The organism is Catenulispora sp. EB89 (assembly GCF_041261445.1).
In the GTDB taxonomy this organism is placed as follows: Bacteria; Actinomycetota; Actinomycetes; order Streptomycetales; family Catenulisporaceae; genus Catenulispora.
Window position 1 is genome coordinate 314,842 of sequence record NZ_JBGCCU010000005.1, and the last position, 18,819, is coordinate 333,660.

Genomic DNA, 18,819 nt, shown 5'->3' on the forward strand with positions numbered 1-18,819 from the left:
CGAACCGGCCGCGGCGATTTCACGGATTCCCCTGCGGGGCCCGCGCCCTGGGTGGGATATTTCATTGTGGGGTGCGCGCTGGGGGAGATGGAATCGCGCAGACATCGATGATGTGAGGCCGTCATGCAGCAATTACGCCACCCCGCCCCGGCGGCGTGCCGCGTCGCCGGAACGGGCGCCGGCGGCGGGGTGGCAGTCCGAGGCACGGCGGTCGGCTCCGAGCCGGCCCCGGATGCCCCGGCATCGCAGAACACTGCTCTGTACTGGACGTTCCCGGGCTCGGCCCTGGACGTGAGCCTGTCCCGGCGCTGGCTGGCCGCCGCGGTCGAACAGGCCTGGGGTGCCGGGGACGACGCCGACCGCGTGGTGCTGGCCTACAGCGAGATCGCGACCAACGCCGTGGTGCACGGCACCGGGCCGGTCACGGTGTCCGCGCGGATCCGGCCCGGCGCGGTGACCTGCGAGGTCGGCGACTGCTCGGCCCTGGCCCCGCAGCACCGGCACGCGACCGGGGAGGACGTCCGCGGCCGCGGGCTGGACCTGATCGAGTGGATCGTGGACCGGTTCGGGGTGGCCGTCGGCGAGGCCGGCAAGACCGTGTCGTTCGAGGTTGGACGTCATGCCGGGCATCACTCCGGAGAGGACGCCGGGTCCGGGAGAAGTCCGCTGCCCCGGTCCGGCCCGGGTCCGGTCGCGCCGACTGAATCAGTCCTCGAATCCGCCCGCACGCCACGACCCGGCCCCGGACCGAAGTCCGGAACCGGGTCGCGAGAGAACTCCGTCGGCGGGTCTGCGGGTGGGTCCGCCGACGGAAAGCAGGAAACCGGCTAGCGGGCGATCCAGACGGCGGTGTCGGCCGGAATCCGGCCCTCCGCCGTCAAAGGCCCGCTGGCCAGCAGCACTCGGCCCGCGACCGGCTGGTCCGACGGTCGCGGGCCGAAGTTCACCGCGCACACGAATCCGGGTCCGCGCTCGAAGGCCAGAACCCCTTCGGGCGCCGGGAGCCAGGCGAACGGCCCGTCGCCGAGCCCTTCGGTCTCCCGCCGCAGCCGCAGGGCCTTGCCGTACAGCGTCAGCATCGACGTCGGATCGGCCAGCTGGCCCTCGGCCGTGTAGTCCTTCCACGCCTCCGGCTGCGGCAGCCACGGCTCGGCCGAGGCCTGCTCGGGGCTGAAGCCGAACGGCGGCTCGCTCCCGGACCACGGCAGCGGCACCCGGCAGCCGTCCCGGCCCGGGTCCGCCGGGTTGCGGCCCTTGCGCTCCCACATCGGGTCCTGGCGCAGGTGGTCGGGGATGTCCTCGACCTCCCACAGCCCCAGTTCCTCGCCCTGGTAGATGTACACCGAACCGGGCAGTGCCTGGGTCAGCAGGGCCGAGGCCCGCGCGCGCCGCGTGCCCAGATCCAGATCGACCGGCCGGCCGAGCTGCCGGGCGTAGATCGCGAACGACGTGTCCTCGCGGCCGTAGCGGGTCACCACGCGGTCCACGTCGTGGTTGGACAGCACCCAGGTCGGCGGGGCGCCGACCGGGGCGTGCAGGCTCAGCGTCTCGTCGATCACCTCGCGGAGCTTGTCCGCCTCCCAGGCGCAGCCCAGGTAGGGGAAGTTGAAGACGGTGTGCATCTCGTCCGGGCCGAGGTAGCGGGCCAGGCGCGCGGCGTCCGGCAGCCAGATCTCGCCGATCAGGACCCGGTCTCCGTCGTAGGAATCCGCGACCGCGCGCCAGGAGCGGTAGATCGCGTGCACTTCCTCGCGGTCGACGAACGCCGAGTCGTCCTCGCCGACTTGGTCCGGCAGCGCCGGGTCCTTGACCAGCAGCGCTGCCGAGTCTATGCGGAAGCCGTCGGCCCCGCGGTCGAACCAGAACCGCAGCACGTCCTCGAACTCGGCCGGGACGTCCGGGTGCTGCCAGTTGAAGTCCGGCTGGGCCGAGTCGAACAGGTGCAGGTACCACTCGCCGGGCTCGCCGTCCGGTTCGGCGACCCGGGTCCAGGTCTGGCCGCCGAACATGCCCTGCCAGTTGGTCGGGGGCAGCTCACCGTCCTCGCCGCGGCCGGAGCGGAACCAGAAGCGCTCGCGCTCCGGCGAGCCGGGCCCGGCGGCCAGGGCCGCGGCGAACCAGGGGTTGGCCGCCGAGGTGTGGTTCGGCACGATGTCCACGACCACGCGGATGCCCAGCGCGTGCGCCTCGGCGATCAGCGCCTCGGCGTCGGCCACGGTCCCGAACAGCGGGTCGATGACGCGGTAGTCGGTGACGTCGTAGCCGCCGTCCGCCTGCGGGGACAGGTACCAGGGGTTGAACCACACCGCGTCCACGCCGAGCTCGGCCAGGTACGGCAGCCGGGCGCGGACGCCGGCCAGGTCGCCCATGCCGTCGCCGGACCCGTCGGCGAAGCTGCGCGGGTAGATCTGGTAGATGGCGGCCGAGCGCCACCAAGGCGCTGGGGAAGTATGCGCGGACACCGGGAACCTGCTCTCTAGTACGTGAAGCAGACACGACGGCGGGACAGCCGACGGTAAGGACAGGGGGACGTTTGACGGTCGTCTGTAGTCGGTGACTTCAGGGCCCTGTCAGCCCTTGACACCGCCGACCGTCAGGCCGGCCATGATGTTCCGCTGGAAGAACAGGAACAGCACGATCGTCGGGATCGAAGCCAGGAACAACCCGCCGACCAGCGCGTTGTCCGGCATGGAGGTGGCGGCGGTGTTGACGCCGACGTTCAGCGTCTCGTGCGCCGGCACGGTGATCAGCGGCCACAGGAAGTCCTTCCAGACCGCGACTATCGCGAAGATCGAGATCACCCCGAGGATCGGCCGCGAGATCGGCAGCACGATGCGCCACAGCGTGCGCAGCGGGCCGGCGCCGTCCACGGCGGCCGCGTCCAGCAGGTCGTTGGGGATGGAGTCGAAGAACCGCTTGAGCAGGAACACGTTGAAGGCGTTGGCCACCGTCGGGAGCCAGATCACCCAGGGCGTGTTCTGCAGGTTCCAGTGCACCAGCGGCAGGTCCAGCACCGTCAGGTACTGCGGGATGACCAGCGCCGCGGCCGGGATCATCATCGAGGCCAGCATCAGGGCCAGGATCCAGTTGCCGAAGATCGGCCGGAGCTTGGACAGCGAGTAGGCGGCGCCGACGCAGAAGGTGAGCTGGAACAGCAGCGCGCCGCCGGCGTAGACGACGGTGTTCCACAGCAGCTGCGCCATCCCCAGGCGGTTCCACGCCAGGCTGAAGGCGTGCGTCGAGGGGTGCGAGGGCAGCAGCACCGGGGGGTTGCGGACCAGTTCCTGCGAGGTCTTGAACCCGCCGGTGGCCATCCAGAACAGCGGGCCGATGAACACCAAGGTGGCCAGCACCAGGGCCACGGTCAGCGCGATCCAGTAGAACCGCTTGCCCCGCGTCGTGCTCAGCTGGGTGCGGGATATCAGCGTGCGGTGGTAGGTCGGCGCGGTCTTGGGCTTCCTGGCGCGGAAACGATTTCGGGTCAACAGGACCCGGCTCGCGGTCTGCTGGGTCATCTCTCAGTCCTCGCTTCCGCGTCGTTCCAGCACGATGTAGATCGCGGAGAAGCAGGCCAGCACCAGCAGCATGATCACGCCGAGTGCGGCCGCAGTATTGAACTTGTTGTAATTGAACGCGTAGTTGTAGAGCAGGTAGACGACCGTTGTCGTCGATCCTTCGGGCCCGCCGCCGGTCAGTACGAACGCCTCGGTGAACATCTGCATCGTCGCGACGATCTGCAGCATCGCCATCAGCGACAGGATCAGCCGGGTTTGCGGGATGGTGACGTGCCGGATTCGTTGCAAGACGCTGCAACCGTCCAGTTCGGCCGCTTCGTACAGGTCGCCCGGAATCCCTTGCAGCGCGGCCAGGTACACCAGCGTCGCGGTGCCCATGTTGCCCCACGTCGAGACCACGACCAGGGAGGGCATCGCCGAGGACTTGGACGCCAGCCACTGTGACTTGGGCAGGTGCAGGATGTGCAGCGCCTCGTTGAACAGGCCGAACCCGGGGTCCATGAAGTACTTGAACAGCAGGATGCCGGCCACCGGCGGCAGCATCACCGGCAGGTAGACCAGGATCCGCAGATACCCCTGCGCGTGCCGGAACTCGTTGACGACGATGGCCACCGCGAACGGTGCGGCGAAGCCGAACACCAGGGCCAGGCCGCTGAACTCCAGCGTGTTGCGCCAGGCCTGCCAGAACTCGGGGTCGGCGGCGACCTGGCGGTAGTTGCCCAGGCCCACCCACGTGGTCTGGCCGCGGTGCACGCGCTGGAAGGACATGATGATCTCGCGGATCATCGGGTACCAGGTGAACAGTGCGAAGCAGACCAGCGCGCCGAACAGGAACGCGTGGGCCCGCAGGTTGCGGCCGGCGGCGCGACGCAGCGCCGTCCACGTCGACTGGCTGCCGCCGCGTCTCGTGGTGTCCTGCAGCCGCTCTGTGGCCAGGGCGTAGGCCATCGTGTCGACTCCGTTTCCTTGTTTCCCTCAAGCGCTCCGTGGGGGCGGCCGGTCCCCGTCCCTCAACAGGGACCGGCCGCCTGCCGCGGATCGCGGCGTTACTGGTTGGCCAGGATCGAGTTGACTTGCGACTCGGCGGTGCTCAGGAGCTTGGCCGGATCGGCGTTGGCGTTGGTCATCGCCGCCGACATCGCGGTGTCCAGGACCTTGTAGAGCTGCTGCGCCGCCGGGGGTTCCAGGACCGGCGCGATCGGGTTGTCGACGAAGTCCGTGTACTGGTCGATGGGCAGCGTCGCCGAGGTCTTCAGGTCCGACTGCACCTGCGTCATCTGCGCGGACGACGGGTTCCAGAAGAACTTCTGCGGCAGGCCGATCGCGACCGGCTTGTCCGGAGCCGCCAGGGCCTTGTCACGCGCGAAGTCGAACTGGCCCTTGCCCGGGGTCAGGTACTCGAACGTGATCCAGGCGATCTCCGCCTTGATCTGGTTCGGGGTCAGACCCTTCTTGAAGTAGTACAGGTCGCCGCCGGCCAGGGTGCCGGTGGCCGGCCCCGTGCTGCCCGGGATCGGGCCCATGCCGTACAGCTTCGGGTCCGCGCCGAGGACCTCGACCAGGTGCTGGATCACGTCCGGGGCGCCGAGGAACATCCCGACCTTGCTGGTGGCCAGGGGCGGGAAGGCGTCGGCCCACTGGGTGACCGGTGTCGGGCCGATGCCGCCGTCCTTGAACCGCATGTCGTGCAGCCGCTGCAGGACCTGCTTGCCCTGGTCGGTGTTGAAGGCGGCCTTGGTGCCGTCGGAGTTGACCATCTGGCCGCCGAGGCTGTCGATCTCCCCGGCGAAGTGCCAGCCGCCGGTGTTGCCGCCGCTGTAGTCCTCGTAGCCGCTGACCCCGCCGCCGAGGGCGGAGATCTTGGCGGCGTCCGCCTCGACCTCGTCCCACGTCGTCGGCGGCTTGTTCGGGTCCAGGCCGGCCTTCTGGAACAGCGAGCGGTTGTAGATCAGGCCCTCGGTGTAGAAGTTGATCGGCAGCGAGTAGGTCTTGCCGCTGTCCTGCAGGTTCTGCTTCACCCCGGGGAGCAGCTGCGACCAGCCCGGGACGGTCTGGTCGTTGACGTAGGCGCTGATGTCGGTCGTGTCGCCGGAGTCCAGGACCTGGTTCTTGTCCGTGAAGTAGGCGTGGAAGGCGCCGGTCTCGTTGTGCGCCTTCAGGCTCGCGGTGAACTGCGGGGGGTCCTCGACCTGGCCCACGTAGGGCTTGGCGTTCACCGTGACGTTCGGGTACAGGATCTTGAACGCCTGGAGGTCGTCGGCGTAGGCGGCCTTGTTCGCCGCCTGGTCCGCCCCGGGCGCGCCGTCGATGGTGATGGTCACCGTGGCGTTCGGGTCCAGCGGCTTGCCGTCGGCGACGCCGTCGGCGGAGTTGCCGGAGCCCTTGTTCGAGGAGCCCTTGCTGGAACTGGACGAGCAGGCTGCGCCCGCCATGGCTATACCGGCCGCCGTGACGAGCGCGACCATCGTGCGTGATGCGTTGCGTTTCATGCGTTTCACCCCTTCGTTCGTTGTCTGGGGAGGTGCCGTGCCGCAGTCATCGGCGTGCCGCGAAGGTACAGCCGTAAACAGGCGACTGCAAGAGTCTGATGAAAAATCGAAAGAACACGACTAGGTTACGGATGATCCACTCAGCCCTCTGACGGCTGGTCGCGGCGTCACCGGAGGCTTGCGGACGGATCTTGGAATCTTGCGCGAGTTGGCGCGAACCCATCGCGTTCTTACCGATTTCCGTTCTACTCTTGCGGTATGACGAGCAGACTCGCCGAGGTGGCGCAAAAGGTGGGGGTCAGCGAGGCCACGGTGAGCCGGGTACTCAACGGCCGACCAGGGGTTTCCGAGAGCACCCGCACGGCGGTGCTGACCGCGTTGGACGTGCTGGGGTACGAGCGGCCGACGCAGCTGCGCGGCGAGCGGGCGCGGCTGATCGGGCTGGTCCTGCCGGAACTGCAGAACCCGATCTTCCCGGCGGTCGCCGAGGTGGTCGGCGGCGCGCTGGCGCAGCGCGGCTTCACGCCGGTGCTGTGCACCCGCACCGCCGGTGGCCTGTCGGAGTCCGACTACGTGACGATGCTGCTGGACCAGCACGTCTCCGGCGTGGTCTTCGCCGGCGGCCACTTCGCCGAGGACGAGGCCCCGCACGAGCACTACCACCTGCTGCGCGAGCGCGGCATCCCGGTGGTCCTGTTCAACGCCGCGGTGGAGCACCTGGAGCTGCCGCAGGTCTCGACGGACGACGCGGTCGCGGTGGAGCAGGCCTTCGCGCACCTGGCGTCCCTGGGGCACGAGCGCATCGGCCTGGTCCTGGGCCCGGAGGACCACGTCCCCTCGCGCCGCAAGCTGGCCGAGTACCGCACGCAGTGCGAGAAGTACGGCCGCACGGTCGACGAGACGCTGATCGAGCACGCGATGTTCGCCCTCGAGGGCGGCCAGGCGGCGGCCTCCCGGCTGCTGCGCGTCGGCGCCACCGGCATCATCTGCGCGAGCGACCCGCTGGCGCTGGGCGCGATCCGCGCGGTCCGGCGCGCCGGCCTGCGGGTGCCGCGGGACGTGTCGGTGATCGGCTACGACGACTCGGCGTTCATGAACTGCACCGATCCGCCGTTGACCACGGTGCGTCAGCCCATTGAGGCGCTGGGGCGGGCCGCGGTGACGCTGCTGGTGAACCAGATCGAGGGCGCCCGGGTGGCGGCGGAGGAGCTGTTGTTCGAGCCGGAGCTGGTGGTGCGGGGGTCGACGGGGTCTGTGGTGGGGCGCGGGGGCGGGATTGAGGTTGACGGGGAGGAGCTGGTGGAGGTGGGGGAGGGGTAGGGCTAGAGGGCGGTGCCGATCTTCCACACGGTGATGGTTGTCGTGCCGTCGTCGTTCGGCTCGGCGGCGATCTCGTAGGTGATCCGGAGCCAGCCGACGTGGAGGCGGCCGACGCTTCCGTGCTGCGGTTGGGGATTGCTTCGGAGATCGTTGAGCGAGGCGTACACCGCGCGGCGGTCGTCGGCGTCCAAAGAGGCCAGGGCGCGAGCGGTGACGTCGTCGAGGATGACGCGATAGGTCATGTGCCGCGCGCCGCCTTGGTGACGATGGTGTCGAACTCCTCGAACGGCATGTTCGTCATGTCGCCGATGACGACCGGCGGCTTGCCGGACGCGGCGGCGGCGGCCTTCGCCTCGGCGATCTCCCGGGCGATCTCGGCGGCCTCCAGGCGGGCGAACTCTTCGGCGTCCTCGGGCGAGATGAGGACGGCGGCGGGCCGGCCGTGGTCGGTGATCGCGATCCGCTCGTGGCCGTGCCGGGCGCGAGCGGCCAGTTCGCGCAGCTGTCCACGGGCCTCGGTCATCCCTATCGTCATCATGCCCACAGTGTACGCAGTGCTAAAAGTGCGCACATTGCGCGCCCGTCGGATACCGAGCCGCCCCACCCCTGCGTGCTACCGTTTTGGATCCAGTTCCGGGCAGTTCAGGGTGGGAGGCGTTGTGGCCGAGGTGGGGTCGCGGCCGCCGACCGCGCAGCAGTTCGTGTTGGCCGAGGTGCGGCGGGCTATCACCGCCGGGGAGTTGGTGCCGGGGTCCGCTATCCGGCAGGAGGCTTTGGCCGAGCGGTTGGAGGTCAGCCGGGTTCCGTTGCGGGAGGCCTTGAAAACGCTTGAGGGCGAGGGCCTTGTCACCTATCGAGCGCACCGGGGGTATCGGGTCGTCGAGTTGTCGATGGCTGACCTGCGCGAGGTGTATCGGCTGCGGGAGATTCTCGAGGCTGAGGCGGTGCGGGCCGCGGTGCCGTTGCTCGATGACGCGGTGTTCGGGCGGCTCGAAGCCGCGCAGGCTGAAGTGGAGCGCGCCGCCGAGGAGGGTGCCGTCACGGAGATGGCGGCGGCCAATCGGCGCTTCCACTTCGCGCTGTTCGAGGCGGCGGGGATGCCGCGGTTGGTGCGGATCATTGGCACGCTGTGGGACAGCACTGATGCCTACCGCTCCCTCTACTACGCCGGCGATGAGAACCGGCGGCACGTCGTGGCCGAGCATCGGGCCGCGTTGGCGGCGCTGCGTGCCGGGGACGCGGAGGGCGCCGTGCGGTGGTTCGATCGGCATCGCGCCGCCGCAGTGGAGACACTCGCGGGACAGATAGAGAGTTAGTCCAGACGCTGAGCCAGCCACTGCCGGATGGCGCCGCCGTCGGCGTCCAGCGCGGGTGGCGCGGCTCGGTAGGCGGCCGGCGTCGTACTGAAGCGCACCGGATGCGCGGTCTGCCGTACGCCTCCGACCTCCACCGCCGCGTCCAGTCCCAGCCGGTCGGCGAGCGCGAAGGCGTCGGCGACGTCGTTGATCGGCCCGCACGGCACGCCGGCCTCCGTCAACGTTCTGAACCACTCCTCCGCAGGCCGGGCAGCCAGCCGCTGGTTCAGTTCGGGGATCAGCGCGTCGCGGTGCGCGACCCGCGACGTGTTCGTCGCGAAGCGCGGGTCGGCGGCGAGCGCCGGCGCGCCGAGCGCTGTGCACAGGCTGTGGAACTGCCGGTCGTTCCCGGCGGCGATCACCATCGGCCGGTCGGCCGCGTCGAAGACCTCGTACGGTGCGATGCTCGGGTGCCGGTTCCCCATCGCGCGCGGCACCACGTCGGCCGCGAGGTACGCCGAGGCGTGGTTCACCAGCCCCGACAGCAGCGACGTCAGCAACGACACCGACACCCGCTGCCCCTCCCCGGTGGCGTCCCGGTGCCGCAGCGCCGCCAGCACGCCGAAGGCCGCGTGCAGTCCGGTGATCACGTCCACCAGCGCCACGCCCGCCTTCGTCGGCTCGCCCGGCTCCCCGGTGACGCTCATCAGGCCGCCGACCGCCTGCGCCAGCAGGTCGTAGCCGGGCAGGTCGGCGCCCGCGCCGTCGCCGAAGCCGGTGATCGAGCAGTAGACGACTCCCGGGTTCTGCTCCCGCATCCGGTCGTAGCCCAGGCCCAGACGTTCCATCGTGCCGGGCAGGAAGTTCTCCACCACCACGTCCGCGCGCCGTATCAGCTCCTGTGCCAGCGCCACGTCCTCCGGCGACCGCAGGTCCAGCGCGATCGAGCGCTTGTTGCGGTTCACCCCCAGGAAGTACGTCGCCGTTCCGTCGGCGGCGAACGGCGGACCCCAGGCCCGGGTGTCGTCCCCGCTGTCCGGCCGCTCCACCTTGACCACGTCCGCGCCGAGGTCGGCCAGCAGCATCGTCGCGTAGGGGCCGGCCAGGACCCGGCTGAAGTCCGCGACCAGGAGGCCGTGCAGGGCCGGGGTCGGGACCTGGGCCGGGGCTGCGTTTTCGGCCGGGGCCGCGGCTGGGTTCACGGCGTTCATGGCGGCCACCATACTGGATCCAAAATCCATTCTGTGGTGGAGTAGCCCCATGCCCTCGAAGCCTGTGTCCCCCCTCGACCTCTTCGCGATCGACGGCCTCCTGGACGACGAGGAGCGCGCCATGCGCGACCTGGTCCGCTCCTACGGCGCCCGCGAACTGCGCCCGCACATCGCCGACTGGTTCGAAGCCGGCGCGCTGCCCGCCCGCGACATCGCCCGCGGCCTGGGCTCCCTCGGCGTCCTCGGCATGCACCTGCACGGCTACGGCTGCGCCGGGACCAGCGCCCTGACGTACGGCCTGGCCTGCATGGAGCTGGAGGCCGTGGACTCCGGCCTGCGCTCGCTGGTCTCCGTGCAGGGCTCCCTGGCCATGTTCGCGATCTGGCGCTACGGCTCCGAGGAGCAGAAGCAGACCTGGCTGCCGCGCATGGCCGCCGGCGAGGCGATCGGCTGCTTCGGGCTGACCGAGCCCGACTTCGGCTCCAACCCGGCCGGGATGCGCACCACCGCCAAGCGCGAGGGCGACGGCTGGATCCTCAACGGCACCAAGATGTGGATCACCAACGGGTCGGTCGCCGACGTCGCCGTGGTGTGGGCCGGGACCGAGGACGGGATCCGGGGCTTCGTCGTGCCCACCGACACCCCCGGGTTCAGCGCGCCGGAGATCAAGAAGAAGCTCTCGCTGCGTGCGAGCGTCACCAGCGAGCTGGTGCTGCAGGACGTCCGGCTGCCGGCCGACGCGATGCTGCCCGAGGCCGCCGGCCTGTCCGGCCCGCTCGGCTGCCTGGACGAGGCGCGCTTCGGCATCGTGTTCGGGGCGCTCGGGGCGGCCCGCGACTGCCTGGAGGCGGCGATCGCCTACACGCTGGACCGCGAGGTCTTCGACCGGCCGCTGGCCGGCTTCCAGCTCACCCAGCAGAAGCTCGCCGACATGGCCCTGGAGCTCGGCAAGGGCATGCTGCTCGCGCTGCACCTGGGCCGGCTGAAGGACGCCGGCAAGCTGGACCCGCGGCAGGTGAGCCTGGGCAAGCTGAACAACGTGCGGGAGGCGCTGGCCATCGCGCGGGAGTGCCGGACCATCCTGGCCGCCAACGGGATCACGCTGGAGTACCCGGTGCTGCGGCACGCCAACAACCTCGAGTCCGTCCTCACCTACGAGGGCACGAGCGAGATCCACAGCCTGGTGATCGGCCGGGCGCTGACGGGGGTCTCGGCGTTCGTGTGAGCGTCGTGTGAGCCTCGTGTGAGTGCGGCGCGGGAGCGTCCGGACTCGATCTTGTAGGGCGCTGATGCTTGGTCGCGCACTGTCCGTTGAATAGTGTGTGGGGCGTGCTGAGCAGTGAGCCACCGAGGGCTGATGAGGGGGACGGCGTCGGCGGCGGGCGTCACGCGTCCGGCGGGACCGGGGTTTGGCGGGGCCGCTCGGCTGGAAACCCGGCAGGCATGCGCGGGTCACTGCTTCGTCGGAATGTCACTGTCGCCGCGGCGTGCGCGGCGCTGATCGCCGGGGGTGCCGGCGGCGCGGTCGCCGCTCCCGCCCCGACGCCGACGCCGACCGCTCCCAGTTCCACGCCGCTCGGGCCGACGGTGACCAGTCCCGGCACGCCGCCGATCCCGCCGGACGTCCAGGCCGGGTCGTTCGTGCTGGCCGACGAGGCGACCGGCACGATCCTGGCCGAGCGGGCCCCGCACGAGCGGCTGCGCCCTGCCTCGACCCTCAAGATCCTGACAGCCCTCGCGCTGATGCCCCGCCTGGATCCGGCGCAGGTCCACCTCTCCGTGCCGAGCGACATCGCGGCGCTGGCCACCACCGAGCCCGGCGCGAGCGCGGTCGGCATCAAGCCGGGGCTCTCCTACCGGGTCTCCGACCTGTGGAACGCGGTGTTCCTGCGCTCGGGCAATGACGCCATCGCCACGCTGGCCGCCATGGCCGGCGGCGAGGGGCAGACCGTGAACCTGATGCGCCAGACCGCGCAGCGGCTGCACGCGAACGACACGGTCGTGGTCAACGCCGACGGCTACGACGCCGACGGCCAGGTCTCCAGCGCCTTCGACCTGGCGCTGATGGCGCGCGCGGGTTTGCAGGACCCGGGTTTCCGCGCCTACTGCTCGCTGGAGCGCGCCAAGTTCCCGTCGGTGAACGGCACCACGTTCGAGATCGACAACGAGAACCGGCTGCTCGGCAAGTACCCGGGCATGATTGGGGTGAAGAACGGCTACACGTCCTTGGCGCACCACACCTTCGTCGGCGCCGCGCAGCGCAACGGCCGCACGCTCGTGGTCTCGGTGTTCGACGCCGGCACCGACATCTACCAGCAGACGGCGAAGCTGCTCGACTGGGGCTTCGCGGTGCCGGCGGCAGCGGCCGGGGTGGACCAGTTGGCCGCGCCGGATCCGCTGCAGAAGTCGACCGTTCCGGACGAGACGTTGCCGCCGCCGGACGCGCTGCACGCGAAGAAGCGCGATGCGCTGGAGGGCAACGACGGGAGCATCCCGACGTCCGCTGCCGCCGCCTCGTCGCCGCACAAGGGCGGCGGCTCGACGGTGCTGGGCGACGCGTTCGAGACGTTGCTCTACGTGCTCGGGTTCTTGGTGTGCGCGGTCGTGGCGTTGCGCGCGCGGGTGTTGTGGAAGCAGCGCAAACAGCGGTGAGGTTTTTGGCTTGTGGGGCTTTTGGCTTGTGATGCTCTTGGCTTGCGGGGCTCAGGACGCCGAGGCGGAGGACGCCGACGCCGCCGCTGATGCGGACACCGACTCGCGCAGGAACAACCCGATCGAGTTGACGCAGTAGCGCCACCCGCCGAGCTCCTCGGGCGCGTCCTGGAACAGGTAGCCGAGGTGCGATCCGCAGGTGGCACAGCGGATCTCGGTGCGCAGCATGCCCTGCGAGCGGTCCTCGTGCGTCTCGACGAGGTCTTCGGTGATCGGGCCGGAGAAGGCGGCCCAGCCGCACTCGGCGTTGAACTTGGACTGCGAGCCGAACAGCGCGGTGTCGCAGCCGCGGCACAGGTAGATGCCCGGGTCGTCGTTCTCGACGTAGGCGCCGGACCACGGGTTCTCGGTTCCGAACTCGCGCAGGGTCTTGTAGGCGGCCGGTCCCAGGTGCTGCCGCCACTCTGCCTCGGTGCGCTCGACCTTGTACACCATGTAGTCGAGCCTACTCATGTGACGCGCGGGCGCCAGCGTTTTGGAGATGCGTTACGGACGGCGGCCTGCTCCTGGGAGTGGTTTTCGGAAACCCCCGGGTAGCGCCTCGAACTGGGCGAATGTATGTACGAACTCGTATTCGCCGCAGGCCTCGGGGAAAGGCACTGCGGCGAATCAGGCGCCGAATGCGCCGGCGGGGAGCGTCAGCCGAGATGCCCGCCGACGGTATCTCCACCGCGGCCAGCTGCTGCGTTCATCGCGGCGGGAAAGGTGTAGAACGGGTCCGTAGCGGATCCGGGGCCGGAGTGGTTCCCGCGCACCGGGGAATCCGATCATCGGCGTATGTGCTTCGACGCCCTACGGTCGATCAGGATCTTGATTCGTGGGTTCAGCGCGGTCGATCGGGGCTCGGCTTGGCCAGTTTCGCCAGCATCTGCCGTACTTTCGGGTCCCGGTTCTTCTCGGCGGCCTTGTAGAGCTTGTCCAGGCGGTCCGGGAGGTCGGCGTAGTCGGCGGGCTGGGTTGGTTCGGCGGGCCGCGTGGGCTCGGCCGGCCAAGGGTTCTTCGCCTTCTGCGATGAGCTGACGCAGCGGATCGGCACCTCGGGCAGCTTGTACTGTCGTGTGAAGCGCTCGACCACGTCGGCGATCCGGGTCGGCGCGCCGAGGTCGGGGGTGGAGACCTCGCCGCCGGTGGCTGTGCGAGCGGCTTCCAGTGCCAGGGCGACGGCTTCCTCGACGGTGGCGAAACGGCGCGTCGCGTCCGGGTGGGTGATGGTGACCGGGCCGCCGGCGCGGATCTGGTCGGCCAGGACGGTCAGGAGCGAGGCGTGGGCGTCGAGGGCGTCGCCGACGCGTACGGCGGTGTAGACGGTGTTCGTGTGCTTCTTCGCGCTCTTGGCCGCGGCGGCGCGGATGACGGCCTCAGCCGCTCGCTGAGAGGCGCCGAGCATCGTTGCCGGATCGGCGTCGGTGGAGATCCGTACGAAGCGCTCTGTGCCGTGCCTGGCGACCGCGCGGACGAGGTTGTCGGTGCTCAGGACGTTCGCCTTCACGCCGAGGCTCGGGCGGCGCTCCAGGACCGACGCCTGCCTTGGGCCGGCGGCGTGGAAGACCACCTCGGGGCGTAGGTCGCGGAAGGTGCGGTCGGTCTGGTCGCGGTCGGAGAGGTCCGTGGTCAGCAGGGTGGCGTACAGGTCGGGAGCGAGGTGGTGCATGGCGGATTCGTCGCCGTCGAGGAGGAACAGCTCGCCGGGGTTGAAGGCGTGCAGATGGCGGCTGAGTTCGGCGCCGAGGGCGCCGCCGGCGCCGGTGACCAGGACCCGTTTGCCGGTGACGATCTCCTTGACCTCGGGGGAGACCGCGTGCGGTGCCGGGCCGTCGATCAGCGCTCTGATGTCCAGGGGGCGCAGGTCGGAGGCCGTCGCTTCGCGGGGCAGGTGGGCGGCGTGCCACGGCAGGTAGCGGACGACGGCTCCCGCGCCGGTCGCCGCGGCGGTCAGTTCGCGGGCCCGCGCGGTGGGCAGGCCGGGGATCGCGAGCAGTACGGCTTCGGCCGCGTGCTCGGCTACGAGGTGTGCCAGTTCCGCGAGCGTGCCGAGGAGAGGCATGGCGGGTTCGGGCTGGGCTTCGCTATTGGCGAAGGGGTCGCGGGCGTCGTCGACGAAGCCGATCGGGCGGAGTTCCTGGCCCTCGGTGCCGTGTGGGCCCGCTGCGTCGCGCAGCTCCCGAGCCAGCGCCCGGCCGGCCCGTCCTGCGCCGACGACCAGCGTGCGCAGCGTGGCGGGTGGCCGGATCCACGAGGCGGGTCCTGGGGACCCGTCCCATGGTGATTCGGCCTGTCCGGTCATCGTTCCTCGCGGTGCCTGGCGCCGGTCAGCGGGGGTCTTCCCCGATTCCGGCGCGTCGGGCCACCGCCACGGCGGCCAGCGTGGAGTGTACGCCGAGCTTGCCCAGGACGTTCTGCATATGCGTGCGGACCGTGTTGGGCGACAGGAACAGGTGCTGGGCGATCGAGGCGCGGGTCATGCCCGAGACCATGCACTGCAGGACCTCGCGCTCGCGCGGGGTGAGCGCGCCGACCAGGGTCTCGTGCTCGTTGCGCTCCTGCTCGGCGGCCATCAGGTCGCTCAGGACGTAGGTCAGCAGGCGGGGCGGGATGTGCGTCTCGTCGCGCAGGACGCCGCGGACCACCTGGAGCAGGTGCTCCACGGAGCCGTCCTTGGCGACCCAGGCGTTCACGCCGCCGCGGACCGCCTCGGCGACCCGCTTCTCCTCCTCGCCGGCGGTGACCATGACGATGCGCACGTCGGCATGGCTGGCCCGGATCTCGGCGGCGAAGCGGATGCCGTCGCGGCCGTCGAGGTCCACGTCGAGCAGGACGACGTCCGGCCGGCGCTCGTCGATCAGGCGGCGGGCGCCGTCGATGGTGGTGGTGGCGGCCACCCCGAAGCCGGGCTCGGCGCGCAGGCGCGAGGCCAGGGCTTCGGCGAAGGTGCGGTGGTCGTCGACGACAAGGATTCGGACCTCCCCGAGGCCCGTGACGTCGAGGCGCTCCTCGAGGCGGTCCTCGAGTCCGATCGTGGAGGCGTCAAGCATGCTCCCCATCCTTGCAAGCCGGTGGCGCGGCGCCCACCACCATGGTGTGGAGCCGCCGGTACTCCAAATGACGTAGACGCTGGTCTAGACAGGCCCGGCCGGACCAGACCCGGCGGTCACTGCGTCGCGCCGAGCCGGTCCACCGCGCCCACCCGGGCGACGATCGCCGAGGCCTCGACGCGGGAGTGTGCACCCAGCTTGACCAGCACGTTCTGCACGTGCGTGCGGGCCGTGGACTGCGCGATGTCCATGGCGCGAGCGATCTGCTTGGTCGACTCGCCCTCGACAATGCGGCGTAGTACCTCGCGCTCGCGCGGCGTCAGGTAACGGAGAGTGCGCTCGGCCTGGTCGACGTCCGGGGCCTTGAGATGCCGGACCGCCGCGCGCAACAGCTCGGGATCCACCGCCACCTCGCCGCCGGCGACCCGCTCCAGGATCTGCACGATGCCGTCGATCCGCTGGTCCTTGCGGGTGAAACCGGACACGCCGAGGTCCAGCGCGGCACTGACGATCGCCGGATCGTCGGTCGCCGAGACCATCAACACCTTGGTGCGAGGATGCCGCTCCAGCACCGCCCGCGCCAGCTCCAGGCCCGCGGTGACCATCCGGCTGTTCGGCCGCGACACCGGGAACGCCTGCTCGCCGGCGGTCGCCAGCGGCGAGGCGGCGGCGCGCGCCGAGACGGTCATCGGGAAGTGCACGTCCAGCATCAGGATGTCCGGGTCCAGGGACGCCACGGCGGCCAGCCCCTGCGCCGGGCTCGAGGTCACGGCCTCGACCTGGTAGCCCTTGGCGGCCAGCGAGGCGGCGAGGGACTCGGTGAGCAGGGTGTGGTCGTCGCAGAGCACGATCCTGGTGGGCATCAGAAAGCGCCTCCTGGGAGCAGGGAGAGCTGGACCGAGGCGACCGGCTGCAGCGCCGAGGCGGGGATGCGCGGGGGGTGGGTCAGGTTCGCCTGGGACGGGAGCTGGATCGAGGCGAGGGCGGTGTCGTCCTGACCGGTGGGGATGATGTGGAGGGGTTGGGTGTCGGAGGGGTCGAAGGTGGGGGTGGGGGGCGGGGGAGTCTGGGTCGGTGCCGGGAGCTGCGGGGCGGCGAACGCCGGTGCGGCGGCTTCGGCCTGGGCCTGCGGTGTGCCGGAGTGCGCCGGGCCGGTGGCGGCGAAGACATCTGCGGCGGTCGGTGCGGCGGCGGGGAGCTGCGGGGCCAGAGGCTGCGGTGCGGCGGGTGAGGCAGGCGCGGTGGGGACGGCCGTGCGCGCCGGCTGCGAGGCGGCGGCCTCGGCGGGCGCCTGCGGGCGGGCGTTCCGGCGCTCCGCGAGCAGGCCGGTCGGGACCGGATGCGCGGCGATGTCCGAAGGCGCGTCGTAGACGCGGCGCTGAGGCTGAGGCGCGGGGTCGTTCTTCAGCGGCAGACCGAAGTAGCCGCTCTCCGCGGGGTCCGAAGACTGGTTCTTCTGCGCGGAGACGCCGAAGAAGCCGCGGTCGGTCGCCGGCCGGTTTTGCTGTGCCGGCAGTCCGAAGTAGCTCCGGTTCGCAGGAGCCTCCGACGCCACGGCAGGCGTCGCGGCGATCGCGTCCTGCTCCACCGCCCGGGCGCCGAACAGGTTTCCCCGGTCTGCGGGCCCGCCGATCGCCAGCTGCTCCGGCGTGCCGGAGATGGCCATCGGCTCCGGCCAGGCGCTGGTCCGCGTCACGAATGCGTGGCCGCCGGTCAGCGTGTGGCCTGCCGCTGCGACGGTGTGACCCGAGGTCGGGAGTGCGTGCCCGGCGGCGATGTCGTCCACGTCCTCGAAGTCGTCCTCGGCGAGGTCTTCGAAGTCATCAATGTCGTCAATGTCGTCGAGGTCGTCGAAGTCCGCCAGCGCCCGGTGCACGTTGCCCGCCGCGAGCTCCGCGGCCAGCTGGCTCAGCGAGATCTCGCCGTGGAAGGTCTTGGTCAGTTCGTCGTCGGCGCTCAGCGGGCGGATCGGGGTGACCGGGAGGACCAGGCGGACCAGGGCGCCGCCGAGCGGTCCCTCGGCGAACTCCACCGAGCCGCCGGCGGCCTCTATCGTGCGGCGGACGACCGCCAGGCCCAGGCCGTGGCCGGCCGGTATGTTGCCGAAGCCGGGGCCGCTGTCGTCGACCTCGATCACCGCGCGTTCGCCCTCGGCGGTCTCGAAGCGGCGGACGGTCACCTGGACGCGGCCGGAGTCGCCGGCGGCGCGGGTGCCGTTGGACAGGACGTTGCCGAGTGCCCGTTTGAACAGCACCGGGTCCACCGTCACGTGCAGCGGGTCCTCGGCCGCCGCCAGGGCCAGGTCGCCGTCGAAGGTGGCCCGCCAGCGCTCCACGGACTCCGCGGCCAGGCCGGCCACGTTGCACGGCACCGGCTCGCCGAGGCCGTCCACGCCCTGCTTGGCGTCGTCCAGGAACTGGCGGACCGTCGCGGATATCTCCTCGGTCTGGGACATGATCTCCTGCAGCACGTCCCGGACCCGCTCGGGGACGTCCGGCCGCAGTTCGGCGGCGGAGGCCAGCATCAGGATCGCGGCGACCGGCTGGCGCAGGTCGTGGCAGACCTCGCGGACCCGGTCCAGGGGGATCGCGGTGCCGCCGTCGGCGTACAGGACCGCGTCGCGGCGGTGCGAGCCGTGGTAGCGCTCGAGCTCCGCCCCAGTGGCTCCGGTGGTTCCGGTCGTCCCGGCCTCGATCGCTCCGATCGCTCCGGCGGCTCCGGGAGCGCCAAGCACTCCGAGCGCTCCGAGCGCCGTGGGCGATCCGGCCGCGGAGGGATCAGCAGAGGGATCAACGGAGAGACCGGCAGCAGCAGCCCGCGCGGCCCGCGCCGCCTTGTCCGCCGCCTCCTGGGCCCGCAGCTCGCGCAGGTCGAGCAGCACGGTCTCGTCCGTGCCGCGGATGTACGGGTCCTTCGACCCGCCGGCGCCGCCCGCCGGTCCGCTCATGTCGGCGCCGGGCGTGGTGGTGTCCGTGGTCGTGCTCATGATCGTCCCCCACCCCAGCGGTTCCGGGCACGGTCCGACGCGCGGCGGATCGGACATGCGGCCCCGGCGGGCCGTGCGTCCGCGTAGCCTGCCACGCGCCTCCCCCTTGCTCCGGCCGCCGGGCGAACCCCGCGGCCATCATCGACGTTACGCCGGCGGACCACGGGCGAGCAGGCGGGACGCGACGGATCACGCGATGGGAGCAACCGGCCGGCCGGCGGGCGTACGCCGTCCGCGGTCCTGCCCTCCCACCCCGAAC

Annotated in this window: 17 protein-coding genes; 5 read left to right on the plus strand and 12 right to left on the minus strand. The window is 71.0% G+C overall.

Annotated features, from left to right (window positions below):
* Positions 1 to 123: 123 nt before the first annotated feature.
* On the plus strand, positions 124 to 831 hold the full coding sequence (locus ABH920_RS13580) for an ATP-binding protein (protein ID WP_370349291.1): 708 nt from the start codon (positions 124 to 126) through the stop codon (positions 829 to 831).
* Here the strand turns inward: ABH920_RS13580 and ABH920_RS13585 are convergent.
* The 4 genes from ABH920_RS13585 to ABH920_RS13600 form a co-directional block, all read right to left on the minus strand.
* Positions 828 to 2,462 carry an alpha-amylase family glycosyl hydrolase gene (locus ABH920_RS13585; protein ID WP_370349292.1) on the minus strand — a complete coding sequence of 545 codons (1,635 nt, stop codon included), beginning with the start codon at positions 2,460 to 2,462 and terminating at the stop codon, positions 828 to 830. The two genes, ABH920_RS13580 and ABH920_RS13585, sit on opposite strands and share 4 nt — an antisense overlap.
* 108 nt (positions 2,463 to 2,570) lie before the next feature.
* Complete coding sequence (locus ABH920_RS13590; RefSeq protein ID WP_370349293.1) at positions 2,571 to 3,515, minus strand: carbohydrate ABC transporter permease; 945 nt, start codon at positions 3,513 to 3,515, stop codon at positions 2,571 to 2,573.
* A gap of 3 nt (positions 3,516 to 3,518) precedes the next feature.
* Positions 3,519 to 4,463: a carbohydrate ABC transporter permease gene (locus ABH920_RS13595; protein WP_370349294.1), complete on the minus strand. Its 945-nt coding sequence runs from the start codon at positions 4,461 to 4,463 to the stop codon at positions 3,519 to 3,521.
* Positions 4,464 to 4,561: 98 nt separating this feature from the next.
* Entirely contained in the window at positions 4,562 to 6,004 is a 1,443-nt protein-coding gene (locus tag ABH920_RS13600) for an extracellular solute-binding protein (RefSeq protein ID WP_370349295.1), read from the minus strand.
* Positions 6,005 to 6,262: 258 nt separating this feature from the next.
* Between ABH920_RS13600 and ABH920_RS13605 the strand changes: the two genes are divergently transcribed.
* Positions 6,263 to 7,324 (plus strand): LacI family DNA-binding transcriptional regulator, encoded by a 1,062-nt coding sequence (locus ABH920_RS13605; RefSeq protein ID WP_370349296.1) that lies wholly within the window; start codon positions 6,263 to 6,265, stop codon positions 7,322 to 7,324.
* Between the two features lie 2 nt (positions 7,325 to 7,326).
* Here the strand turns inward: ABH920_RS13605 and ABH920_RS13610 are convergent, their stop codons facing one another.
* Complete coding sequence (locus tag ABH920_RS13610; RefSeq protein WP_370349297.1) at positions 7,327 to 7,566, minus strand: type II toxin-antitoxin system RelE/ParE family toxin; 240 nt, start codon at positions 7,564 to 7,566, stop codon at positions 7,327 to 7,329.
* Positions 7,563 to 7,862, minus strand: a complete 300-nt coding sequence (locus ABH920_RS13615) for a type II toxin-antitoxin system Phd/YefM family antitoxin (protein WP_370349298.1) — start codon at positions 7,860 to 7,862, stop codon at positions 7,563 to 7,565. The genes ABH920_RS13610 and ABH920_RS13615 overlap by 4 nt, the downstream gene beginning before the upstream one ends.
* 121 nt (positions 7,863 to 7,983) lie before the next feature.
* On the opposite strand from ABH920_RS13615, the gene ABH920_RS13620 reads away from it, so the two are divergent.
* Complete coding sequence (locus tag ABH920_RS13620; RefSeq protein ID WP_370349299.1) at positions 7,984 to 8,640, plus strand: GntR family transcriptional regulator; 657 nt, start codon at positions 7,984 to 7,986, stop codon at positions 8,638 to 8,640.
* On the opposite strand, the gene ABH920_RS13625 is transcribed toward ABH920_RS13620, so the two are convergent.
* Entirely contained in the window at positions 8,637 to 9,830 is a 1,194-nt protein-coding gene (locus ABH920_RS13625; RefSeq protein WP_370349301.1) for a CaiB/BaiF CoA transferase family protein, read from the minus strand. The genes ABH920_RS13620 and ABH920_RS13625 overlap by 4 nt on opposite strands.
* A 49-nt stretch (positions 9,831 to 9,879) precedes the next feature.
* On the opposite strand from ABH920_RS13625, the gene ABH920_RS13630 reads away from it, so the two are divergent.
* Both ABH920_RS13630 and ABH920_RS13635 read left to right on the plus strand, forming a co-directional pair.
* Entirely contained in the window at positions 9,880 to 11,055 is a 1,176-nt protein-coding gene (locus tag ABH920_RS13630) for an acyl-CoA dehydrogenase family protein (protein WP_370349302.1), read from the plus strand.
* A 218-nt stretch (positions 11,056 to 11,273) separates the two neighbouring features.
* Positions 11,274 to 12,482 (plus strand): D-alanyl-D-alanine carboxypeptidase family protein, encoded by a 1,209-nt coding sequence (locus tag ABH920_RS13635; protein ID WP_370349303.1) that lies wholly within the window; start codon positions 11,274 to 11,276, stop codon positions 12,480 to 12,482.
* A 51-nt stretch (positions 12,483 to 12,533) separates the two neighbouring features.
* On the opposite strand, the gene msrB is transcribed toward ABH920_RS13635, so the two are convergent.
* The 5 genes from msrB to ABH920_RS13660 all read right to left on the minus strand — a co-directional run bounded on the left by msrB (position 12,534) and on the right by ABH920_RS13660 (position 18,560).
* On the minus strand, positions 12,534 to 12,977 hold the full coding sequence (msrB, locus tag ABH920_RS13640) for a peptide-methionine (R)-S-oxide reductase MsrB (RefSeq protein ID WP_370349304.1): 444 nt from the start codon (positions 12,975 to 12,977) through the stop codon (positions 12,534 to 12,536).
* A 388-nt stretch (positions 12,978 to 13,365) separates the two neighbouring features.
* On the minus strand, positions 13,366 to 14,826 hold the full coding sequence (locus tag ABH920_RS13645) for a polysaccharide biosynthesis protein (RefSeq protein WP_370349305.1): 1,461 nt from the start codon (positions 14,824 to 14,826) through the stop codon (positions 13,366 to 13,368).
* A 25-nt stretch (positions 14,827 to 14,851) separates the two neighbouring features.
* The gene (locus tag ABH920_RS13650; protein WP_370349306.1) at positions 14,852 to 15,574 is read right to left on the minus strand and encodes a response regulator; all 723 of its coding nucleotides are present in this window, start codon (positions 15,572 to 15,574) and stop codon (positions 14,852 to 14,854) included.
* Positions 15,575 to 15,690: 116 nt separating this feature from the next.
* Positions 15,691 to 16,437 carry a LuxR C-terminal-related transcriptional regulator gene (locus tag ABH920_RS13655; protein ID WP_370349307.1) on the minus strand — a complete coding sequence of 249 codons (747 nt, stop codon included), beginning with the start codon at positions 16,435 to 16,437 and terminating at the stop codon, positions 15,691 to 15,693.
* On the minus strand, positions 16,437 to 18,560 hold the full coding sequence (locus tag ABH920_RS13660) for a sensor histidine kinase (RefSeq protein WP_370349308.1): 2,124 nt from the start codon (positions 18,558 to 18,560) through the stop codon (positions 16,437 to 16,439). The genes ABH920_RS13655 and ABH920_RS13660 overlap by 1 nt, the downstream gene beginning before the upstream one ends.
* Between the last annotated feature and the right edge of the window lie 259 nt (positions 18,561 to 18,819).

Coding starts and splice junctions, on each gene's coding strand:
- ABH920_RS13605 (WP_370349296.1), top strand. CDS start 6,263: ATGACGAGCAGACTCGCCGAGGTGGCGCAAAAGGTGGGGGTCAGCGAG.
- ABH920_RS13625 (WP_370349301.1), bottom strand. CDS start 9,830: ATGAACGCCGTGAACCCAGCCGCGGCCCCGGCCGAAAACGCAGCCCCG.
- ABH920_RS13650 (WP_370349306.1), bottom strand. CDS start 15,574: ATGCTTGACGCCTCCACGATCGGACTCGAGGACCGCCTCGAGGAGCGC.
- ABH920_RS13580 (WP_370349291.1), top strand. CDS start 124: ATGCAGCAATTACGCCACCCCGCCCCGGCGGCGTGCCGCGTCGCCGGA.
- ABH920_RS13610 (WP_370349297.1), bottom strand. CDS start 7,566: ATGACCTATCGCGTCATCCTCGACGACGTCACCGCTCGCGCCCTGGCC.
- ABH920_RS13615 (WP_370349298.1), bottom strand. CDS start 7,862: ATGATGACGATAGGGATGACCGAGGCCCGTGGACAGCTGCGCGAACTG.
- ABH920_RS13595 (WP_370349294.1), bottom strand. CDS start 4,463: ATGGCCTACGCCCTGGCCACAGAGCGGCTGCAGGACACCACGAGACGC.
- ABH920_RS13635 (WP_370349303.1), top strand. CDS start 11,274: ATGCGCGGGTCACTGCTTCGTCGGAATGTCACTGTCGCCGCGGCGTGC.
- ABH920_RS13590 (WP_370349293.1), bottom strand. CDS start 3,515: ATGACCCAGCAGACCGCGAGCCGGGTCCTGTTGACCCGAAATCGTTTC.
- ABH920_RS13630 (WP_370349302.1), top strand. CDS start 9,880: ATGCCCTCGAAGCCTGTGTCCCCCCTCGACCTCTTCGCGATCGACGGC.
- ABH920_RS13660 (WP_370349308.1), bottom strand. CDS start 18,560: ATGAGCACGACCACGGACACCACCACGCCCGGCGCCGACATGAGCGGA.
- ABH920_RS13655 (WP_370349307.1), bottom strand. CDS start 16,437: ATGCCCACCAGGATCGTGCTCTGCGACGACCACACCCTGCTCACCGAG.
- ABH920_RS13600 (WP_370349295.1), bottom strand. CDS start 6,004: ATGAAACGCAACGCATCACGCACGATGGTCGCGCTCGTCACGGCGGCC.
- msrB (WP_370349304.1), bottom strand. CDS start 12,977: ATGGTGTACAAGGTCGAGCGCACCGAGGCAGAGTGGCGGCAGCACCTG.
- ABH920_RS13645 (WP_370349305.1), bottom strand. CDS start 14,826: ATGACCGGACAGGCCGAATCACCATGGGACGGGTCCCCAGGACCCGCC.